This is a genomic window from Sphingomonas melonis (genome assembly GCF_013409985.1).
GTDB lineage: Bacteria > Pseudomonadota > Alphaproteobacteria > Sphingomonadales > Sphingomonadaceae > Sphingomonas > Sphingomonas melonis_A.
The window spans coordinates 1,151,092-1,167,714 of sequence record NZ_JACCBY010000001.1; the positions used below are offsets into that span (position 1 = coordinate 1,151,092).

The 16,623-nt window shown below is 67.9% G+C and carries 16 protein-coding genes; 9 read left to right on the forward strand and 7 right to left on the reverse strand.

Annotated elements, in window-relative coordinates; genetic code table 11:
- Positions 1 to 143 precede the first annotated feature (143 nt).
- Genes HD841_RS05550 through HD841_RS05565 form a run of 4 tightly spaced genes read left to right on the forward strand, consistent with a single transcriptional unit; the run spans position 144 to position 1,776 of the window.
- The gene (locus HD841_RS05550) at positions 144 to 326 is read left to right on the forward strand and encodes a hypothetical protein (protein ID WP_179507816.1); all 183 of its coding nucleotides are present in this window, start codon (positions 144 to 146) and stop codon (positions 324 to 326) included.
- Between the two features lie 15 nt (positions 327 to 341).
- A complete protein-coding gene (locus HD841_RS05555) occupies positions 342 to 800 on the forward strand; it encodes a hypothetical protein (protein WP_179507817.1) in 459 nt (152 codons plus the stop codon).
- 30 nt (positions 801 to 830) lie between these two features.
- A complete protein-coding gene (locus HD841_RS05560) occupies positions 831 to 1,094 on the forward strand; it encodes a hypothetical protein (protein ID WP_179507818.1) in 264 nt (87 codons plus the stop codon).
- On the forward strand, positions 1,060 to 1,776 hold the full coding sequence (locus HD841_RS05565; protein ID WP_179507819.1) for a DUF2490 domain-containing protein: 717 nt from the start codon (positions 1,060 to 1,062) through the stop codon (positions 1,774 to 1,776). Before HD841_RS05560 ends, HD841_RS05565 begins: the two co-directional genes overlap by 35 nt.
- A gap of 21 nt (positions 1,777 to 1,797) precedes the next feature.
- Here HD841_RS05565 and kynU read toward each other — a convergent pair whose 3' ends face one another.
- Together kynU and HD841_RS05575 are read right to left on the reverse strand one after the other, a co-directional pair.
- Positions 1,798 to 3,012 (reverse strand): kynureninase, encoded by a 1,215-nt coding sequence (gene kynU / locus HD841_RS05570; RefSeq protein ID WP_179507820.1) that lies wholly within the window; start codon positions 3,010 to 3,012, stop codon positions 1,798 to 1,800.
- Positions 3,009 to 3,836, reverse strand: coding sequence for an alpha/beta hydrolase (locus HD841_RS05575; RefSeq protein ID WP_179507821.1), 828 nt, complete (start codon positions 3,834 to 3,836; stop codon positions 3,009 to 3,011). The genes kynU and HD841_RS05575 overlap by 4 nt, the downstream gene beginning before the upstream one ends.
- A gap of 96 nt (positions 3,837 to 3,932) precedes the next feature.
- Between HD841_RS05575 and parC the strand changes: the two genes are divergently transcribed.
- The 3 genes from parC (at position 3,933) to HD841_RS05590 (ending at position 11,391) form a co-directional block, all read left to right on the forward strand.
- Positions 3,933 to 6,185: a DNA topoisomerase IV subunit A gene (gene parC, locus HD841_RS05580; RefSeq protein ID WP_179507822.1), complete on the forward strand. Its 2,253-nt coding sequence runs from the start codon at positions 3,933 to 3,935 to the stop codon at positions 6,183 to 6,185.
- Between the two features lie 304 nt (positions 6,186 to 6,489).
- Complete coding sequence (locus HD841_RS05585; protein ID WP_179507823.1) at positions 6,490 to 9,594, forward strand: TonB-dependent receptor domain-containing protein; 3,105 nt, start codon at positions 6,490 to 6,492, stop codon at positions 9,592 to 9,594.
- 111 nt (positions 9,595 to 9,705) lie between these two features.
- Positions 9,706 to 11,391, forward strand: a complete 1,686-nt coding sequence (locus HD841_RS05590) for a putative bifunctional diguanylate cyclase/phosphodiesterase (RefSeq protein ID WP_179507824.1) — start codon at positions 9,706 to 9,708, stop codon at positions 11,389 to 11,391.
- On the opposite strand, the gene HD841_RS05595 is transcribed toward HD841_RS05590, so the two are convergent.
- From HD841_RS05595 to HD841_RS05610, 4 genes are read right to left on the reverse strand one after another with little or no spacing between them, the layout of a single operon-like run.
- Positions 11,316 to 12,530 carry a CCA tRNA nucleotidyltransferase gene (locus tag HD841_RS05595; RefSeq protein ID WP_179507825.1) on the reverse strand — a complete coding sequence of 405 codons (1,215 nt, stop codon included), beginning with the start codon at positions 12,528 to 12,530 and terminating at the stop codon, positions 11,316 to 11,318. The genes HD841_RS05590 and HD841_RS05595 overlap by 76 nt on opposite strands.
- On the reverse strand, positions 12,524 to 13,117 hold the full coding sequence (locus HD841_RS05600) for a CoA pyrophosphatase (protein WP_179507826.1): 594 nt from the start codon (positions 13,115 to 13,117) through the stop codon (positions 12,524 to 12,526). The genes HD841_RS05595 and HD841_RS05600 overlap by 7 nt, the downstream gene beginning before the upstream one ends.
- Positions 13,114 to 13,674, reverse strand: coding sequence for a DUF1285 domain-containing protein (locus HD841_RS05605; protein ID WP_179507827.1), 561 nt, complete (start codon positions 13,672 to 13,674; stop codon positions 13,114 to 13,116). Before HD841_RS05605 ends, HD841_RS05600 begins: the two co-directional genes overlap by 4 nt.
- A 46-nt stretch (positions 13,675 to 13,720) precedes the next feature.
- A complete protein-coding gene (locus tag HD841_RS05610) occupies positions 13,721 to 14,233 on the reverse strand; it encodes a GNAT family N-acetyltransferase (protein WP_179507828.1) in 513 nt (170 codons plus the stop codon).
- A gap of 116 nt (positions 14,234 to 14,349) precedes the next feature.
- Between HD841_RS05610 and HD841_RS05615 the strand changes: the two genes are divergently transcribed.
- Positions 14,350 to 14,721, forward strand: coding sequence for a dihydroneopterin aldolase (locus HD841_RS05615; protein WP_038663284.1), 372 nt, complete (start codon positions 14,350 to 14,352; stop codon positions 14,719 to 14,721).
- A gap of 97 nt (positions 14,722 to 14,818) precedes the next feature.
- Here HD841_RS05615 and HD841_RS05620 read toward each other — a convergent pair whose 3' ends face one another.
- Positions 14,819 to 15,688 (reverse strand): hypothetical protein, encoded by an 870-nt coding sequence (locus tag HD841_RS05620; protein ID WP_179507829.1) that lies wholly within the window; start codon positions 15,686 to 15,688, stop codon positions 14,819 to 14,821.
- A 217-nt stretch (positions 15,689 to 15,905) separates the two neighbouring features.
- Here HD841_RS05620 and HD841_RS05625 point away from each other — a divergent pair, with 217 nt between their 5' ends.
- Entirely contained in the window at positions 15,906 to 16,583 is a 678-nt protein-coding gene (locus HD841_RS05625; protein WP_179507830.1) for an energy transducer TonB, read from the forward strand.
- Positions 16,584 to 16,623: the final 40 nt, after the last annotated feature.

Genomic DNA, 16,623 nt, shown 5'->3' on the forward strand with positions numbered 1-16,623 from the left:
AGCAGCCCCGGCGGCGCGATGGATCGCGGGCCGGGGCCGGAATGGTCGCGCCTATAGGGGAAGGGGGGCGGGGGTGCAATCGGAAGGCGCGGATCGCGACAGGGCCGGTTTGCTTTCCACCGGACCGCGTCTACATTGCGTCCATGGCTACCGGACGCATCAATTCCCCGGCTTCGATCCGCACCGCCTCCGATGTCGTCCGCGCCTTCGGGGGGAGCTGGGAAGCGGTGGAGCGGGCGTCCGCGGTGAATGCCGATGGCGTTCACGTCATCCGCCGCAGCGATATTGAGCGTGCGCGGCGCGGCGAGACGGTCGTCCGCCGTTGATCGGGTAAGGCCGCGATGGGCCTGACGCTGATTGCGGTGCTGGTGACGGCGTTGCTGCTGCCAGGGATCGTCGCGACAAAGGCTTTTTATCAGGTTGCGCAGACTAAGGAGGTGGAACCCGCCATCCCGTCGCTGACCAGCGCTGACGGCATCGCGCAGATCGGGCTGCTCAGCGTTTTCGTCCACCTGACGTACGTCATAGGTCTCGGGATCGTGGCGACGGCTCACGGACCGCAATGGTTGGCTGGTATCCCGCTGGCCAATCCCTACGTCGCGATGCTCGTCCCGCCTGCCACCATCGAGTCGGTCTATGCCTTGATCTCGGGCCTCTTTTTCCTCTGCCTGCTTGCGACCGTGTTGGGGACGCTTGCCGGTCGGCTGGTCATGTGGGGCGGTGACTCGTCGATCTTCTATGGTCCGATGGCGGAGGTGTTCGCCAAGACCGGCAGCGACCAGGACTTTATCATCGCCTAAGTCCTCACGACGATTGAGCAGGAAGGGGCGTTGATCGGCTATCAGGGAACGGTCGTCAGTCTGTTGCGCGACGCTGATCGCTTTCCGGCGAAAGTCGTGCTCAAGGACGCATCGGTGTTCCGGCTGGTCATGGCGGAGGGCCGCCCAATGCGGCGCGAGGCGGGCGAGACGATCGACTGGATCGCACTTTCCGCCGAGCAATGGCACAATATCGCATTCAAGGTCTTCAAGGTCGTCGATGAAGAGGGGAATATGGGGGATGGCGAAGCCAACGAAGCGGGGCAGGCGGACTGAGCCGTACGCGGCGCTGAGTCTGCTGCCACTGCTCTTCGCCACGCCCGCGGCCGCGCAGCAGCAGGATGCGCAGCTATGGACGCAGATCAACACCAACGTGCCGCTGACCGACGAGGTGCGCGTCACGCTGGAGCAGATCGCGCGGTTCAGCGATCGGCAGGACGGATTGTACCAGACCGAATTCGGTGCGCTGGTCGGGGTGAAGGCGACCAAGGGCGTCGAACTCGGCTTCGGTTATCGCAAGGTCGGCGCGCATAACGCCAACACCGGCGCCGACGAGGATCGCATCCGCCAGCAGGTGGTGGGGACGTTCGGCGGCTTCACGACGCGCTTTCGCGTCGACGAACGGTTCAATCCGCGCGGGTCCGAGATCGGTTTCCGGGTGCGGCCGCTGCTGCGCTACAACCAGCGGCTGGGAGCGAGCAAATGGGCGTTGTTCGTCAGCCACGAGAGCTTCTTCCTGCCCAACAGCACGCGCTGGGGACAGCGCAGCGGCTATGAGCGGATGCGCAACATCGTCGGCTTCGTCGTGCCGATCGGCAAGCTGATGACGGCGGACGTCGGCTATCTCAACCAGTTCCGCCCCGGGCGCAGCGAGGCGCGGGCGCAGATGGATCATGCGCTCAACCTGCAGCTGACGATCAACCTGCAGGGGCAGGTGTTCCCGCATCTCAACGACTGACGGCGTAAGTGGGGCGGCCGGTCAGGTCACCGCATTGCGGTCGGCATAGGCAGGGTTGCGCCATGCCTCGGTCGCGATCACGGCGCGGAGGTGTTCGCCGGCCTGCCAGACGTCTTCATGGCTGAGATAGAGCGGCGTCAGGCCGAGGCGCAGCACGTCGGGCGCGCGGAAATCGCCGATGACGCCGCGTGCGATCAGCGCCTGCGTGACCTCATAGGCATGGGGATGGCGGAAGCTGATATGGCTGCCGCGCTGCGCCGGATCGGCGGGGCTGACGCAGGGCAGGCCGGCGGCGGCGCCCGCCGTGGCGAGGATCGCGAACAGCGCGGCGCTCTTGGCGGCGACCTGGGTCAGGTCGACTTCCGCCCAGATCGCGAGCGCGGCCTCGAGGCTCGCCATCGCGAGGATCGAGGGGGTGCCGACCAGCCAGCGTTTCATCCCCGCGGCGGGACGATAGGCGTCGGTGAAGGCGAAGGGCTCGGCATGGCCCATCCAGCCGCTCACCGGATTGGCGAGCGCGTCGTGCAGCCGGCGCGCGACATAGAGGAAGGCGGGCGCGCCGGGGCCGCCGTTGAGATATTTGTAGGTGCAGCCGACCGCGAGATCGACGCCTGCGGCGGTGACGTCGATCGGCACCGCGCCGACGCTGTGGCTGAAGTCCCAGAGGATCAGCGCGCCGGCCTCATGCGCGCGGGCGGTCCAGCCGGCGAGGTCGAAGCGTTCGGCGGTCTTGTAATGCACTTGGGTGAGCAGCAGCACCGCGGTATCGTCGTCGAGCGCGGCGGCGAGGTCGGCGCGCGCGACGACCTTCAGCGCCGCGCCCTCCACGCAGGCGACCGCGCCCTCGGCGATATGCAGATCGGTGGGGAAATTGCCCGCCTCGCTGACGATGGTGCGGCGGGCGGGATCGTGGCGCAGCGCGGCGACCAGCGCCTTGAACAGATGCGTCGACGTGGTGTCGCCGACGATCACCTCGTCGGCGGCGGCGCCGATCAGCGGCGCGATCTTCGCACCGAGGCGCTGCGGGGCGTCGATCCAGCCTTCGTTCCAGCTGCGGATGAGGCGCTCGCCCCATTGCCGCTGCACCGTGTCGGCGAGCGCCGGGGCGACGGCGCGCGGCAGGACGCCGAGCGAATTGCCGTCGAGGTAGAGCAGGCCGTCGGGCAGCGCGAACCGGTCGCGCAAGCGCGCGAGCGGGTCGGTGCGGTCGAGGGCGCGGGCGTCGTCGCGGGTCATGCGGCGTCTTTCGTCAGGGCGGCGTGCAGGAGGGCGCGGGTGTGCGCCCAGGCGGGGGTGCCGGGGGCGATCAGCTCGACATGACCGGTGTCGGCGACCGTGTGGAGGCGCGCCGTATCGCCGGCGGCCTGCGCGCGCGCGACATAATCCTCGGCGAGGCGATAGGGGACGATGCGATCCTCGCGGCCGTTGACGAGATCCTGCGTCGCGCCGAGCGGGAGGAGCGGCGGGATCGACGTGTCCGCATAGGGCGCGGCGCGGCTTTGGTCGGTGAGCTGCGCGATCACCCCGGTACCGCAGCCGTTGTCGGGGCTGGCGGCGACCGCGGCGAGATCGGGCAGGCCGCCGAGGCTGACGACGTGATCGAGGCGCAGCGGATCGGGATGGTGGAGCGGGCTGTCGGCCGCGATCCGGTGGCGCGCGGCGAGCCACAGCGCGAGATGGCCACCGGCGGAATGACCGAGCGCGACGCGGCGGGCGAGGTCGAGCCCATACGCGGCGGCGTCGCTGCGCAGCCGGTCGGCGGCGGCGGCGACATCGCGGAAGGTGCCGGGATAGCCGCCGCCGGCGCGGTCGACGCCGCGATAGTCGATGTTCCACACCGCGATGCGGGCGGCGCGCAGGTCCGCGGCGGCCCAATCCATCAACCGGCGGTCGGCGACGCTCGTCTGCCAGCAGCCGCCGTGGACCATCAGCACCACCGGATGCGGCCCGGCACCGGCGGGGCGCCAGAGGTCGATCACCTGCAGCGGGTCGGGGCCGTAGGCGATGGTCGCGTCGGGCGTGCCGCGCGGGCGGCTGGTGAGGTCGGGCCAGGTGAGCATGCGGGGGTAACGCTAGCGGACGGCGGACGGGCGCGCGATCCCTTCAAAGCCGCGCCCGTTGCCGTTTGCGCCCCTGCGGCCTAGGGTGTTCCCGATATGGCCACCGACTTTCAGGAACCCCCGATCGGCATCCTCGATGCGCCGTTCGATACCGCGCTGTCCGACCGCTATCTGGTCTATGCGCTGTCGACGATCACCGCGCGGTCGCTGCCCGACGTGCGCGACGGGCTCAAGCCCGTCCACCGGCGGCTGCTGTGGGCGATGCGGCTGCTGAAACTCGATCCGAGCCAGGGCTATAAGAAATGCGCGCGCGTCGTCGGCGACGTCATCGGCAAATACCATCCGCACGGCGACCAGTCGGTCTATGACGCGATGGTCCGCCTCGCGCAGACCTTTTCGCTGCGTTACCCGCTCGTCGACGGGCAGGGCAATTTCGGCAATATCGACGGCGATAACGCCGCCGCCTATCGCTACACCGAGGCGCGGCTGACGCAGGTCGCGATCGACCTGATGGACGGGCTCGACGAGGATGCCGTCGCCTATCGCCCGACCTATAATGGCGAGGAGCAGGAGCCCGAGCTGTTCCCCGGCCTGTTCCCCAATCTGCTCGCCAATGGCGCGAGCGGCATCGCGGTCGGCATGGCGACGAGCATCCCGCCGCACAATGCCGCCGAGCTGCTCGACGCGGCGATGATGCTGGTCGACAAGCCGGATGCGCCCGACACCGCAGTGCTCGATTATGTGAAGGGCCCCGACCTGCCGACCGGTGGGCTGATCGTCGATCCGGCGGCGGTGATCGCGGAAAGCTATGCGACGGGGCGCGGCAGCTTCCGCGTCCGCGCGCGCTGGGACATCGAGCGCGAGAAGGGCGGCGGCTGGCAGGTCGTGGTCAGCGAGATCCCCTATGGCGTGCAGAAGGGCAAGCTGATCGAGCAGATCGCCGGCCTCATCAACGACAAGAAATTCCCGATCCTCGCCGACGTGCGCGACGAATCGGATGCCGAGGTGCGGATCGTGCTCGAACCGCGCAGCCGCACCGTCGATCCGCAGGTGCTGATGGACGGCCTGTTCCGCTTCTCCGATCTCGAGACGCGGATCAGCCTCAACCTCAACGTGCTCGACAAGGATCGCACGCCGCGGGTGATGTCGCTTGGCGGTGCGCTCAAGGCATGGGTCGAGCATCAGTTCGTCGTGCTCGAACGGCGCACGCGCCACCGGCTCGGCAAGATCGCCGACCGGATCGAGCTGCTCGACGGCTATCTCATCGCCTATCTCAACCTCGACCGGGTGATCGAGATCATCCGCACCGAGGACGAGCCCAAGGCGGTGATGATGGAGGAATTCCGCCTGACCGACCGGCAGGCGGAGGCGATCCTCAACATGCGGCTGCGCAGTCTGCGCCGGCTGGAGGAGTTCGAGATCCGCGGCGAGCGCGACAAGCTCGACAAGGAACAGGCCGAACTCGAAGGGCTGCTCGCCGATCCCGCCAAGCAGAAGCGGCGGATGAAGCGCGACATGAAGAAGGTGCGCGACCGCTACGGCCCCGAGACCGCGCTCGGCGCGCGGCGCACGACGATCGAGGAAGCGGCGCCGACCCGCGACATTCCGCTCGAGGCGATGATCGAGCGCGAGCCGATCACGGTGATCCTGTCGCAGCGCGGCTGGATCCGCGCGATGAAGGGCCATAACGACCTCGCCTCGGCGGAGACGCTGAAGTTCAAGGAAGGCGACGGCCCCGCCTTCGCCTTCCACGCGCAGACCACCGACAAATTGCTGCTCGCGGCGGAGAACGGGCGGTTCTTCACGCTGGCGGCGGACAAATTGCCCGGCGGGCGCGGTTTCGGCGAGCCGGTGCGCGCGATGATCGACCTCGACGGATCGATCGGCGTCGTCGCCTTCCTCAACGCGCGCGCGCAGGAGCAATTGCTGATCGCCGCCACCGACGGCCGCGGTTTCCGCGTGCCCGTCGCCGAGGTGATCGCCGAAACGCGCAAGGGCAAGACGGTGATGACGCCGCGGCCCGGCGCCAAGCTGCTCGTCGTCCGTCCGGTCGCGCCCAATGCCGATTACGTCGCGGCGATCGGCGACAACCGCAAGTTCCTGGTCTTCCCGATCGCCGAGCTGCCGGTGATGACTCGCGGCCAGGGCGTGCAATTGCAGCGCTTCCGTGAGGGGCGACTGTCCGACGCCACCACCTTCGTCTTCGCCGAGGGCATGAGCTGGACGATGGGCGGCGAATCGGGACGGACGCGCACCGAAAGCGACCTGTCGCTGTGGCGCGCGGCGCGCGGCGCGGCGGGACGGACGCCGCCGACCGGCTTTCCGCGCGACAATCGGTTCGGAGGGTAAGGAGCAGAGCGCCCGGGTCGCGGCGATCCAAGATGGGCGGTTGCTCGCACGCCCGACAGGTGGATACATTCGACCGTTCGTGATCCCGGAGTCGACGCAAGCACAAAAGGTCAGCGGCGTGACATTTCAGTCACGCTGCCGCCCGCGGGATGAATCACAACTATAACAACTATTTGTTTGCTCGATGCGAGAAGGTGCGTGGCTGCTGTCCGCATGACAGAGTAACATGAACGAAATTTAATTTGAGACTTATTGCAGCTGCATGACACTCCGAGGCAATCCAAAACAATCATGGGGTCATCGCGTGTCCAACAAGATGTTGCTTGCCACTACGAGCCTTGCAGCAACGCTGATCGCCGCGGCGCTGGCGGTTACGCCGGCGACGGCGCAGGCTGTTTCGGATGCTGCCGCTGACCAAGCAAACGGACAGGTCACGCAAAGCGCAACCGCCGCGGACAAGGGCGCACGGTCCGGCAATGAGATCGTGGTCACGGGATCGCGTATCCGCCGCCCGGCAATCGACAACGCTCAACCGACCAATACCATCGACGCCAAGTTGCTCGACGAGCGGGGCTATGCCAACGTCGCCGACGCGTTGAACCAGCTGCCCGGATTTGGCCTTGCCGACAGTTCGTCGATCGGCAACCAGGGTAATGGTTTTGGCGTGGGCCAGAGCTTCGTCAATCTTTATGGCCTCGGCTCGCAGCGCACGTTGACGCTGGTGAATGGCCGCCGCTTCGTCGGTGCCAATGCCTCGACCGTCTTCTCCTCGGCCGGCGGCGGTGGTCAGGTCGACCTCAATACGATCCCGACCAAGCTGATTGAACGCGTCGACACTGTGTCGATCGGCGGCGCACCGATCTACGGTTCCGATGCGATCGCCGGCACCGTGAACATCATCCTCAAGCATGACTATGAAGGCCTCGACCTGGACGGGCAGTCAGGCATCAGTCAGCGCGGCGACCTCGGCAATCGCCGAATCCGCGCGCTCGGCGGGAAGAATTTCGCCGGTGGCCGCGGCAATATCACGCTCAATGCCGAGTATAATCAGGATGACGGCCTGATCGGCAACCAGCGTGATGTCATCCGTCGGCAATATGGTTTCATCGCGCCGCTCGATCCCAATTCGCCGTACAAGAAAGTACTGGTGCAGAACGTCAGGACCTTCCTCGGCCAGCCGGGCGGAAATCCCTATATCGTCGACGGGGGGGCGCTGCGACCGAACCGCAGCGTCACCGATGCTAACGGCAATTTGCTGCGCTTCGCACCCGATGGCACGCTGATCCCGTTCAACACGGGCACGGCGACATCCGATCCCACCACCTTCCTCGGCGGTGACGCGCTGAACATGGCCGACACGACCAACCTGCGCGTCGATGACAATCGGTTCAACGCCACCGTACTGCTCAACTACCAGTTGAGCGACGGCATCCACTTCTTCGGCGAAGGCTGGTATTCGCGCAGCAACGCCACCAACGTGGCAGGCCAGCCCGTCTACAATACCGGATTTTTCCGCCAAGCGGAGCCGGGTGCGTTCGACGTCAACGGCAATTACATCGTCAAGCTGGGCAATCCCTTCCTCAATCCCCAGGCCAAGGCGACGATCGTGCGCAACTTGGTCGCGAACGGCTTGCCGGCAACCGATAACGACGTCTTCTATCTTGGCCGGGCGAACACCGATCTGATCAGTGGCGTCGCGCGGCTGAAACAGAACCTCTATCGGTTCGTCGGGGGCTTCACCGGTGACTTTCAGGCGCTTGGCCACACGTTCACCTGGGAAATCTCAGGCAATTACGGGCGGTCGAGCGGAACGTCGCTGACCCCCTCGCTGGTCGAACCCAACCTGCGCCGTGCGCTCAACGCCGGTACCGATGCCAACGGCAACATCGTCTGCGCACCGTTCAACCCGGATCCAAACGATCCGGCGGCGCCGCCCAACGTCGCGGCATATGCGGGCACGATCTCGCAGACCTGTGCCCCGCTCAACCTGTTCGGCAATGGAGCGCCGAGCCAGGCGGCGCGTAACTATGTGACGACGATCGCACGCACCCGGTCGATTACGACGCAGCGCGACGTGCTCGCAACGCTGACCGGCGCGCTAGCCAAGCTGCCTGGCGGCGATCTCGGCATATCGATCGGCTACGAGAACCGGCGCGAATATTCGCGCTTCACGCCCGATGCCTATTATACCCAAGCGCTTGGCCGTTCGATCCCGATCCTGGGGGTGGAGGGCAGCTACGTCACCAACGAGGTCTTCGGCGAGATGCGCGCGCCGCTGATCAGGCCGGAGCAGCACATCCCGTTGGTGCGCGAATTCGAGGTCAACGCAGCGGGACGCTACGTCCACAATTCTGCCAATGGCGGCGCCTTCACGTGGACGGCGGGTGGCCGCTGGTCGCTATTCCCGGGGTTCGCGATCCGCGGCAACTACACCCGTGCCATTCGTGCGCCGTCGATTACCGAGCTCTACGCGGCCAATCAGCCCGCCTATGATGGCGGCTACGATCCCTGCGATCAACAGAACCTGACCAGCGGCCCTAACCCCGCAGTGCGTCAGGCAAATTGCCGTGCGGCCGGCCTTCCAGCCAACTTCAGCTCGCTAATCAACTCGGCAACGGTGCCGGTGACGATCATCGGCAACCGCAATCTGGCAAATGAGAAGGCAAGCTCGTGGACGATCGGATCGGTGTTTGAGCCCCGGTTCCTGCGTGGACTGTCGCTGTCGGCTGATTACGTCAGCATTGACCTCACCGATACGATCGTTGCCTCCTCGTCCAGCGCGGTGCTGAAAGGCTGCTACGATTCGACGACCTATCCGGACAACTTCTACTGCAATCTGGTAAGTCGGGACACTTCGGTGGACAATTTCGGGCAGATCACCGCTTTGGAGGAGCCCTATGTCAATCAGGGTGGCCAGGTCTTCCGGGCGGTCGAGGCGACGCTCGCCTATCAATTCGCGCTGCCGCACGACATCGGGCGGCTGACGCTCGGAGCGAGCTATCAGCACGTCATCAAGCAATATGCGATAATCAGCGCAGACACGGGTATCCAAAGCAGTCGTGGCCAGGTCGGCGCGGGCTACGGTAATTTCATCGACCGCGGTAATTTGAACGCGACGCTCGACAGCGGCCCGGTGTCCTGGTTCAACCAGATCCTGTACACCGGTCCGGCGGTCTTCGACGCAACCGAGCCGGCCGGAACGCGCGACGTGCCGGGTGTCAGCAGCTATGTGATGTGGAACACCGGGATCACGCTGCACGCCACCAAGCGGTTCGATCTGCGGATCAACGTCAACAATGTCACCGACCGTGGCATCCCGTATCCGGCAAGCGGATCGCCGGCGCAGAACGCCTATTACGATGCGCTGGCCGGGCGTGCGTTCCTGATCGGTGCCGCGATGCACCTCTAACGGCAAAGCGCTGTGACCGCCGCCAGAACGGCGGTCGCGGCATCCTAACTTTCGTCGTTTATGAACGTATACTTTCAGGGCGCTTTAACGAACGGCGGCTAGACGGGGGGCATGGCCACCGCTTCGCCTGACCTGTCCTCCGTGCCGCTTGCCGCGCTGGAGCTGTTCGAGCGCGATCTCGAGATGATCCCGATTCCGACGGTGCAGGTGGTGCGCGAGGGCGGCGGGTTCGCCTTTCTGGCGGTCAATCGCGCCTATCGGCTCGCCGGTCTCGGCGTGATCGCCGACCGGTCGCCGATGCTGGCGCTGCTCGGCAGCCGGATCGATGCCTTCCTGCGCTCGGCCGACCTGCGCATCGATTTCGACTGGTCGATCGGCCAGGTGATCGATTCGCGTTATTATCGCGTCACCATCGCCCGGCCGACGCCGACGCTGCGCGACCGTTGCCAGATCGCGTTCATCGACCTCACCGCGCAGGTCCATACCGAACGCTCGCTGCGCCGCGAGATGACAACCGACAGCCTGACCGGTCTGCCCAACCGCGAAGGCTTCAGCGACATGATCGAGGCGGTGCAGGCGGAGCGGAGCTGTCATGCGGTGCTGGTCATCGACATCGACCGGTTCGGCCGGCTCAACGCCTGCCTGGGCGGGCTGGCCGGCGACGAACTGCTGATCACCGTCGCGCGGCGGATCAAGGGCGTGTTGCGCGCGCGCGATTCACTGGCGCGGATCGGCGGCGACGAATTCGGTATCCTGATGGCGGTCGACGACGATCCCGCCGAGGCCAACCGCCTCGCCGAGCGGATCCGGCTGGCGCTGTCGGCGCCGTTCCGGCTGAGCGATTATGAGATCGGCGTCGAATGTTCGATCGGCATCGCCTATGGCGACGACGCGATCGACGACGTCGAGGAGTTGATCCGCAACGCGCAATTCGCGGTCAAGCGCGCGAAGACGGGGCGGCAGGTGGAGAGTTACCAGACACAGGCGTTCACGCTGGCACGCGAGCAGTTCGCGATGGAGACGGCGCTGCGCCGGGCGATCGACGACCGGCAATTGCGGCTCGCCTTCCAGCCGATCTGCGACCTCGCGACCGGCGCGATCGTGTCGTTCGAGGCGCTGGCGCGCTGGCGCGATCCGCGCGGCGTCGAGCACCAGCCGAGCGACTTCATCCCGGTTGCCGAGGAATCGGGCTTGATCGTGCCGCTCGGCCGCTGGGCGATGGACGAGGCGGCGCGCACCTTGCGCGCGTGGGACGACGAATGTGGCGGCGATTGCGGGATGCGCGTCGCGGTCAACCTGTCGGCGATCCAGATGCAGCGCGACGACATCACCGCGGTGGTCGAGGCGGCGCTGATCCAGCACGGCCTCGCGGGCGAGCGGCTGGTGCTCGAACTGACCGAAAGCGCGATCGTCACCGATCCCGACCGGATCGCCGGGATCATGCACGGGCTGAAGGCGCTCGGCACGACGCTGGCGATGGACGATTTCGGCACCGGTTATTCCAACCTCGCCTATCTCCAGAAGCTGCCGATCGACATCCTGAAGATCGACCGCAGCTTCGTGTCGGGCATGCTCGCCGACCGCGACAAGATCGCGATCGTGCGCGCGGTGCTCAGCCTCGCCCAGGCGCTGGGGATGCGGACGACGGCGGAGGGGATCGAGAGCAACGACCTGGCGCAGACGCTGGCGGCGCTCGGCTGCACCTATGGCCAGGGCTATCTCTATGCGCGGCCGCTGGAAGCCGACGATGCGCTGGCGATGGTCGTCGCGGCGCGCACCGCCGCATCGGCGAGCTGAGCGACGCGGGCACCGTCGGGGAAGTCCTCGGCGATCCATTGCGTCTCGATCCGGCGCAGCACCGCCGCCACCTCCGGCCCCTTGCGCAGGCCGCGCGCGACCAGCGCGCCGCCGCCGATCGGCAGCGCCGGCGGCGTCCAGTCGCGGATGGCGGCGACATCCTCGCCGGCGAGCAGCAGCCGGTCGATCGCGCTGGTCGTGCCGACGCGATAGGCGAGCGCGCGCGGGCCTTCGTCGCCGGGCCCCTGGCGGGCGGCGACCAGCCGCTTGCGATCGGCGTTCGATAGCTTGAGGCGCGCGCCGACGCCCTCCGCCGCGTCCGGCGGGAGCAGGGCGGCGAGGCGGCGGATCGCATCGGGGGCGACGCCGGCGGCGGCCTCGCGCTCGGCGAGCGCGGCGAACAGCGTCGCATCGGTGATCTCGGGCAGCACCGCGCGGAAGATGCCGCGGTCGATCATCAGCGCGATCACCGGCACCGCATGGCGGGCGACGAGCAGCTTGAGCAATTCGGCGGCGATCCGCTCGCGCGACAGCGCCATCAGGTCGTTGGCACGCGCGGTGCAGGCATCCAGCCCCTCGGCGTCGATCGCCGCCTGATCCTCGGCGCCGAAGCGCGCATGGAAGCGGAAGAAGCGCAGGATGCGCAGATGATCCTCGGCGATGCGGCGATAGGCGTCGCCGATGAAGCGGACGCGGCCGGCGTCGAGATCGGCAAGCCCGCCGAAATAGTCGATCACCTCGCCGCTCGCCGGATCGGCGTAGAGCGCGTTCATCGTGAAGTCGCGACGCGCGGCATCGTCCTGCCAGACGTCGGTGAAGGCGACGACGGCATGGCGGCCGTCGGTCGAGACGTCGCGGCGCAGCGTCGTCACCTCGATCGGGCCATCGGGCAGCACCGCGGTAATGGTGCCGTGTGCGAGGCCGGTCGGGACGGCGCGGATATCCGCCGCCTTGAGCCGTGCGAGCACCTCCTCGGGCAGCAGCCGGGTGGCGAGGTCGATATCGGCGGGATCGAGGCCGAGCAGCGTATCGCGCACGACGCCGCCGACCAGCCGCGTCTGCTCCGGCCCGCCGAGCACGTCGATCAGCGCAGGGAAGCCGGCGCGCGCGGCGATCCGGTCGAGCGGCAGCGTCACCATGCCAGCCGCCGCGACAGATTGACGATCATCGCCGCCGTCGCGCCCCAGATACGGCGGTCCTGCCAGTGGATCTCGTAATAATGGCGGGTGCGGCCGCGCCACTCGGCGCTCGCCGCGGCCTGGTTGGCGGGATCGAGCAGGAAGTCGAGCGGCACTTCGAACACGCTGGCGACCTCCGCCTCGCTGGCGACGAACGGCAAATCGGCAGGGACGGCGGCGAGCACCGGGGTGACGGTATAGCCGGTGACGGTGCGGTAGCGGTCGACCGGGCCGATCACCTGCACCTGCGAGGGGGGCAGGGCGATCTCCTCCTGTGCCTCGCGCAGCGCGGCGGCAACCGCATCCTCGCCCGCATCGAGCCGGCCGCCGGGAAAGGCGATCTGGCCGGCGTGGTGGCGCAACGTATCGGTCCGCTGGGTGAGCAGGACGCCGGGGCGGGCGCGGTCGGTCACCGCGACCAGCACCGCGGCGGGCGTCAGGTCGGCCTCGTCGCGGCCCTCCAACTCGCCGTCGTCGCCGGTCAGCAGGACGGGGGTGGTGCGGTTGCCGTCCTGCCATGCGCGCACCAGCCGTTCGGCCAGGCTCATGCGGCGGGTTCCAGCGGGAAGAAGGCGCCGCCGCTCCACACGCCGGGCCGCTCGGCGTCGTCGGCAAGCGCGCGCTCGGCCAGCTCGTAATAGACCGGACGCGCGACCAGCGCCTCCAGCCCGCCGCGGACGTGGAGATAGGGGCGGGGCCCGTCCGCCCCTTCGGTGAAGCGCAGCGGATGGTCGGGCCCGGCGGTGACGAGGTCGCCGGTGTTGAGCCGGAAGGCGAGGCGGGCGTCGGCGCCGTCCCCCTCCGCCTTCATCTCGACCGCGACGAAGGGCGCATCCTCGACCGCGATGTCGAGCTTTTCCACCGGCGTGACGAGGACATAGCGGCCATCGGGCTCGCGGCGCAGGATCGTCGAGAACAGCTGCACCATCGCCGGGCGGCCGATCGGCGCGCCCTGATGATACCAGGTGCCGTCGCGGGCGATACGCATCTCGCTGTCGCCGTAATGCGACGGGTTCCATTGCTCGACCGGCGGCAGCCGCCGCTGTTCGACCAGCGTGGCGATCTCGGCAAGGCTGAGACTGGCGAGATCGGGGAGCTCCTCCATCGGCATCGCCGCGAGGTAGGCGCTCCGCGTGGCTGCGTAAAGGCGGTCAGGCCGTCGCCGGCACCGCCGGGCCGAGCAGGCCGGCGATCGCCGGCACCCGCGCGCCGCGCGACAGCAGGCGGTGGCGCTCGACCGGGCCGGGCAGGCGCCAGTCCGCGGTGCGGCCCGCGTCGAAGCCGAAGAAGCGCGCGTAATATTCGGGATCGCCGATCAGCATCAGCACGTCATCGAGCCCTTCGGCGCCGGCGGCGTCGAGCGCGCGGGTCATCAGCTGGCGGCCGATGCCGTCGCGCTGGCGGCCGGGCTCGACCGCGACCGGGCCGATCATCACCAGCGGATAGGCGACGCCATCGTCACCATGGAGCAGGACCGGCCAGCATTGGATCGTGCCGATCAGCGCGCCATCCTCGACCGCGGCGATGCTGAGCGCGGCGATCGGGGCGACGCCGCCGCGTACCTTATAGGCGGTGCGGGTGTGGCGGTCGGGCCCGAACGCGCGGTCGAGCAACGCCTCGACGGCGGCACCTGCGACAGTGGCGAGCGGCACGAAAGCGATCACGGGCGGGGTCCTTCGCGTCCGGAACGGACGGGCGCGGCGCATGCGGCGGCGCGCGGCGGAACGCAAGCGGCAATGCGGTTGGCGCTCGGCGGTCCGGCTTGCTAGAGGCCGGTGCCATGCAAGACAGTCTTCAGCTGGAGGTCCACGACCTCGAGGTTCAGGTGCTCACCGGTATCTATTCGGAGGAGACGCACCTGCCGCAGCCGCTCCGCATCGACCTGACGGTGGACCTCGCCTGTCCCGACCATTTCGCCCCCGACACGCCGCTGTCGGCGTCGAAGAACTATCTCGACCTGAAGCATGCCGCGACCGGTGCGTTGCCCGAGGGGCTGCACTTCACGCTGATCGAGGCGGTGGCCGATCATATCTGCGAGACGCTGTTCCTCACCGACCCGCGGGTGCTGCGCGTCAAGGTGAAGATCGTGAAGCTGGCGATCGCCGAAGCGGGGGAGTCGATCGGCATCACCCTGGTGCGCAACCGGCGCTGAGGCGCGGCGCAGAGGAGAGGCATGGCCTCATCGGGGCATATCGGTACCGCCGCGTAAATCCGCCCTTCCTCTCAGGACCATCGCGACGGCAGACGCGTTAGCGGACCGTCCGCGTCCGTCGGCACGGGCCGAGCTGTTGCAGCACATAGGCATAATCCTCGCGCGCCAGCGCCGCGTCGGCTTCGGCAAGCGATGCGGTGCTGCGCTCCGGCAGGTCGGCGGGCAGCGCGCAGGCGAGGCGGTACCATAGCAGCGTGTCGCGCGCCGGCGGGGCGGCGGCCTCGTCGACGATCTCCGACAGCGCCACCGCCCAGCGCGGCTGTTCGCCCGGACGGCGCAGGACGGTGAGCGATACCGGCGCGCCATTGGCGGTGGTCAGGAAGACCTGCGTCTCGCCCTCGCCGGGCAGAGCGCCGGGGACGTGGAACGCGTTACCGATACCAGTGATCACCGGCGGCGCGTCGGCGGCGAGCAAGGCGCGCGCGATGTCCCGCACCCGCGCGTCCTGCGCCGGCGTCCAGACAATCTGCGCGTCCGGCGCGGCCAGTTGTATCTGATCGGGACGACCGGCGACCGGACGGCCGAACAGCAACACCCTCATTTTCTTCAATTTCGGCAGTCGGCCTGAAGAATCCGGAGCAATATCCAGCAGATAGCCGATTCGCGGCGGCAGCCCGCCGCTGCCGCGCACCAGCGCGCCGAGGTTGGCCTCGACATAATAACGGGTGAATCCGGGGGCGACGCCCGCGGCCTCGGCGCCCTTCAGGCGGATTGCGGACCGGATCGTCGCGTCGGCGATCACCGGCGAGGCGATCACCAGATCGGCGAGATCGGCGTAGCTGATACCGCTCTCATCGTGGCCGGAAACCGCCATATCCGAGGCACTTTGGCCCGGAAATGCGGCGAAGGCGGGGCATGCGGCGAGTGCGGCGGCGGCGAGCAGGGCAGGGCGGAATCGCGGGATCATGCCGATTTCGGTAGCCGACTGCACCTGAACGATACAGAAATAAAAGTGTCGCTAAACGATTGTACGTTTGTTGCGTCCGACAAAGCGTTTGCGCGGCGGGAAACGGGGCGATAGGGTTTGCGGACTGCCACACACGGCACCAGCCGGGGCAGGGGCCTACGCGCGCTCTTCCCCCGGGCGCTGCGAGGACCGAGAGATTAGGGAGTGTCGTTGCTGAATGGCCTATGCTGACCAGAAGATGTCCGGTGGCAGGGTGGTCGCGATCGTCATCGTCGTGCTCATCCATGCGGCGCTGGGCTACGCCTTCGTCACCGGGCTCGCGTACCAATACGTGAAAAAGGCCCAAGAAAAACTTAACACGTTCGACGTGGAGGAGCCGCCTCCCCCGCCGCCGGACGAGCCGCCGCCCCCGCCTCCGCCCGACACGCCGATGACGCCGCCCCCCGTGGTGTCGCCGCCGCCGATCGTGCAGAATCCGAATCCGCCGCCCGTGGTGATCCAGACGGTCACGACGCCGCCGCCGGCCGTCAACATGACGCCGATCGCTGCGCCGCCCGCACCGCCGGCCCCGCCCGCACCGCCCGCCGTCTCGACGGTCAGCAAGGCGGCCGGTGCCAAGGGTAATCCCGCGGACTGGATCACGAACGACGATTACCCGCCGAGCTCGCTGCGCAACAACGAGGAAGGCACCAGCGTAATCGCCTGGACGATCAACGCGCAGGGGCGCGTCGAAAACTGCCATACCACCCAGTCGAGCGGTTCGACCGCGCTGGACCGGGCGGCATGTGCCGCGATCACGCGGCGGGGTCGCTACACCCCGGCGACGGATGCGGCCGGCAACCCGCTCGCGACCACCCAGTCGCGGCGCGTGGTCTGGAAGATCCCGAAGGAATGATGCGGTCTCCGCCCGCCGCGACGGCGGGCGGATCCTCCCC

Bases quoted from the DNA above. Each gene is read 5' to 3' on its own strand.
- HD841_RS05550 (WP_179507816.1), top strand. From the start codon at position 144: ATGGCTACCGGACGCATCAATTCCCCGGCTTCGATCCGCACCGCCTCC.
- HD841_RS05555 (WP_179507817.1), top strand. From the start codon at position 342: ATGGGCCTGACGCTGATTGCGGTGCTGGTGACGGCGTTGCTGCTGCCA.
- HD841_RS05565 (WP_179507819.1), top strand. From the start codon at position 1,060: ATGGCGAAGCCAACGAAGCGGGGCAGGCGGACTGAGCCGTACGCGGCG.
- kynU (WP_179507820.1), bottom strand. From the start codon at position 3,012: ATGACCCGCGACGACGCCCGCGCCCTCGACCGCACCGACCCGCTCGCG.
- HD841_RS05575 (WP_179507821.1), bottom strand. From the start codon at position 3,836: ATGCTCACCTGGCCCGACCTCACCAGCCGCCCGCGCGGCACGCCCGAC.
- parC (WP_179507822.1), top strand. From the start codon at position 3,933: ATGGCCACCGACTTTCAGGAACCCCCGATCGGCATCCTCGATGCGCCG.
- HD841_RS05590 (WP_179507824.1), top strand. From the start codon at position 9,706: ATGGCCACCGCTTCGCCTGACCTGTCCTCCGTGCCGCTTGCCGCGCTG.
- HD841_RS05595 (WP_179507825.1), bottom strand. From the start codon at position 12,530: ATGGTGACGCTGCCGCTCGACCGGATCGCCGCGCGCGCCGGCTTCCCT.
- HD841_RS05600 (WP_179507826.1), bottom strand. From the start codon at position 13,117: ATGAGCCTGGCCGAACGGCTGGTGCGCGCATGGCAGGACGGCAACCGC.
- HD841_RS05605 (WP_179507827.1), bottom strand. From the start codon at position 13,674: ATGGAGGAGCTCCCCGATCTCGCCAGTCTCAGCCTTGCCGAGATCGCC.
- HD841_RS05615 (WP_038663284.1), top strand. From the start codon at position 14,350: ATGCAAGACAGTCTTCAGCTGGAGGTCCACGACCTCGAGGTTCAGGTG.
- HD841_RS05620 (WP_179507829.1), bottom strand. From the start codon at position 15,688: ATGATCCCGCGATTCCGCCCTGCCCTGCTCGCCGCCGCCGCACTCGCC.
- HD841_RS05625 (WP_179507830.1), top strand. From the start codon at position 15,906: ATGGCCTATGCTGACCAGAAGATGTCCGGTGGCAGGGTGGTCGCGATC.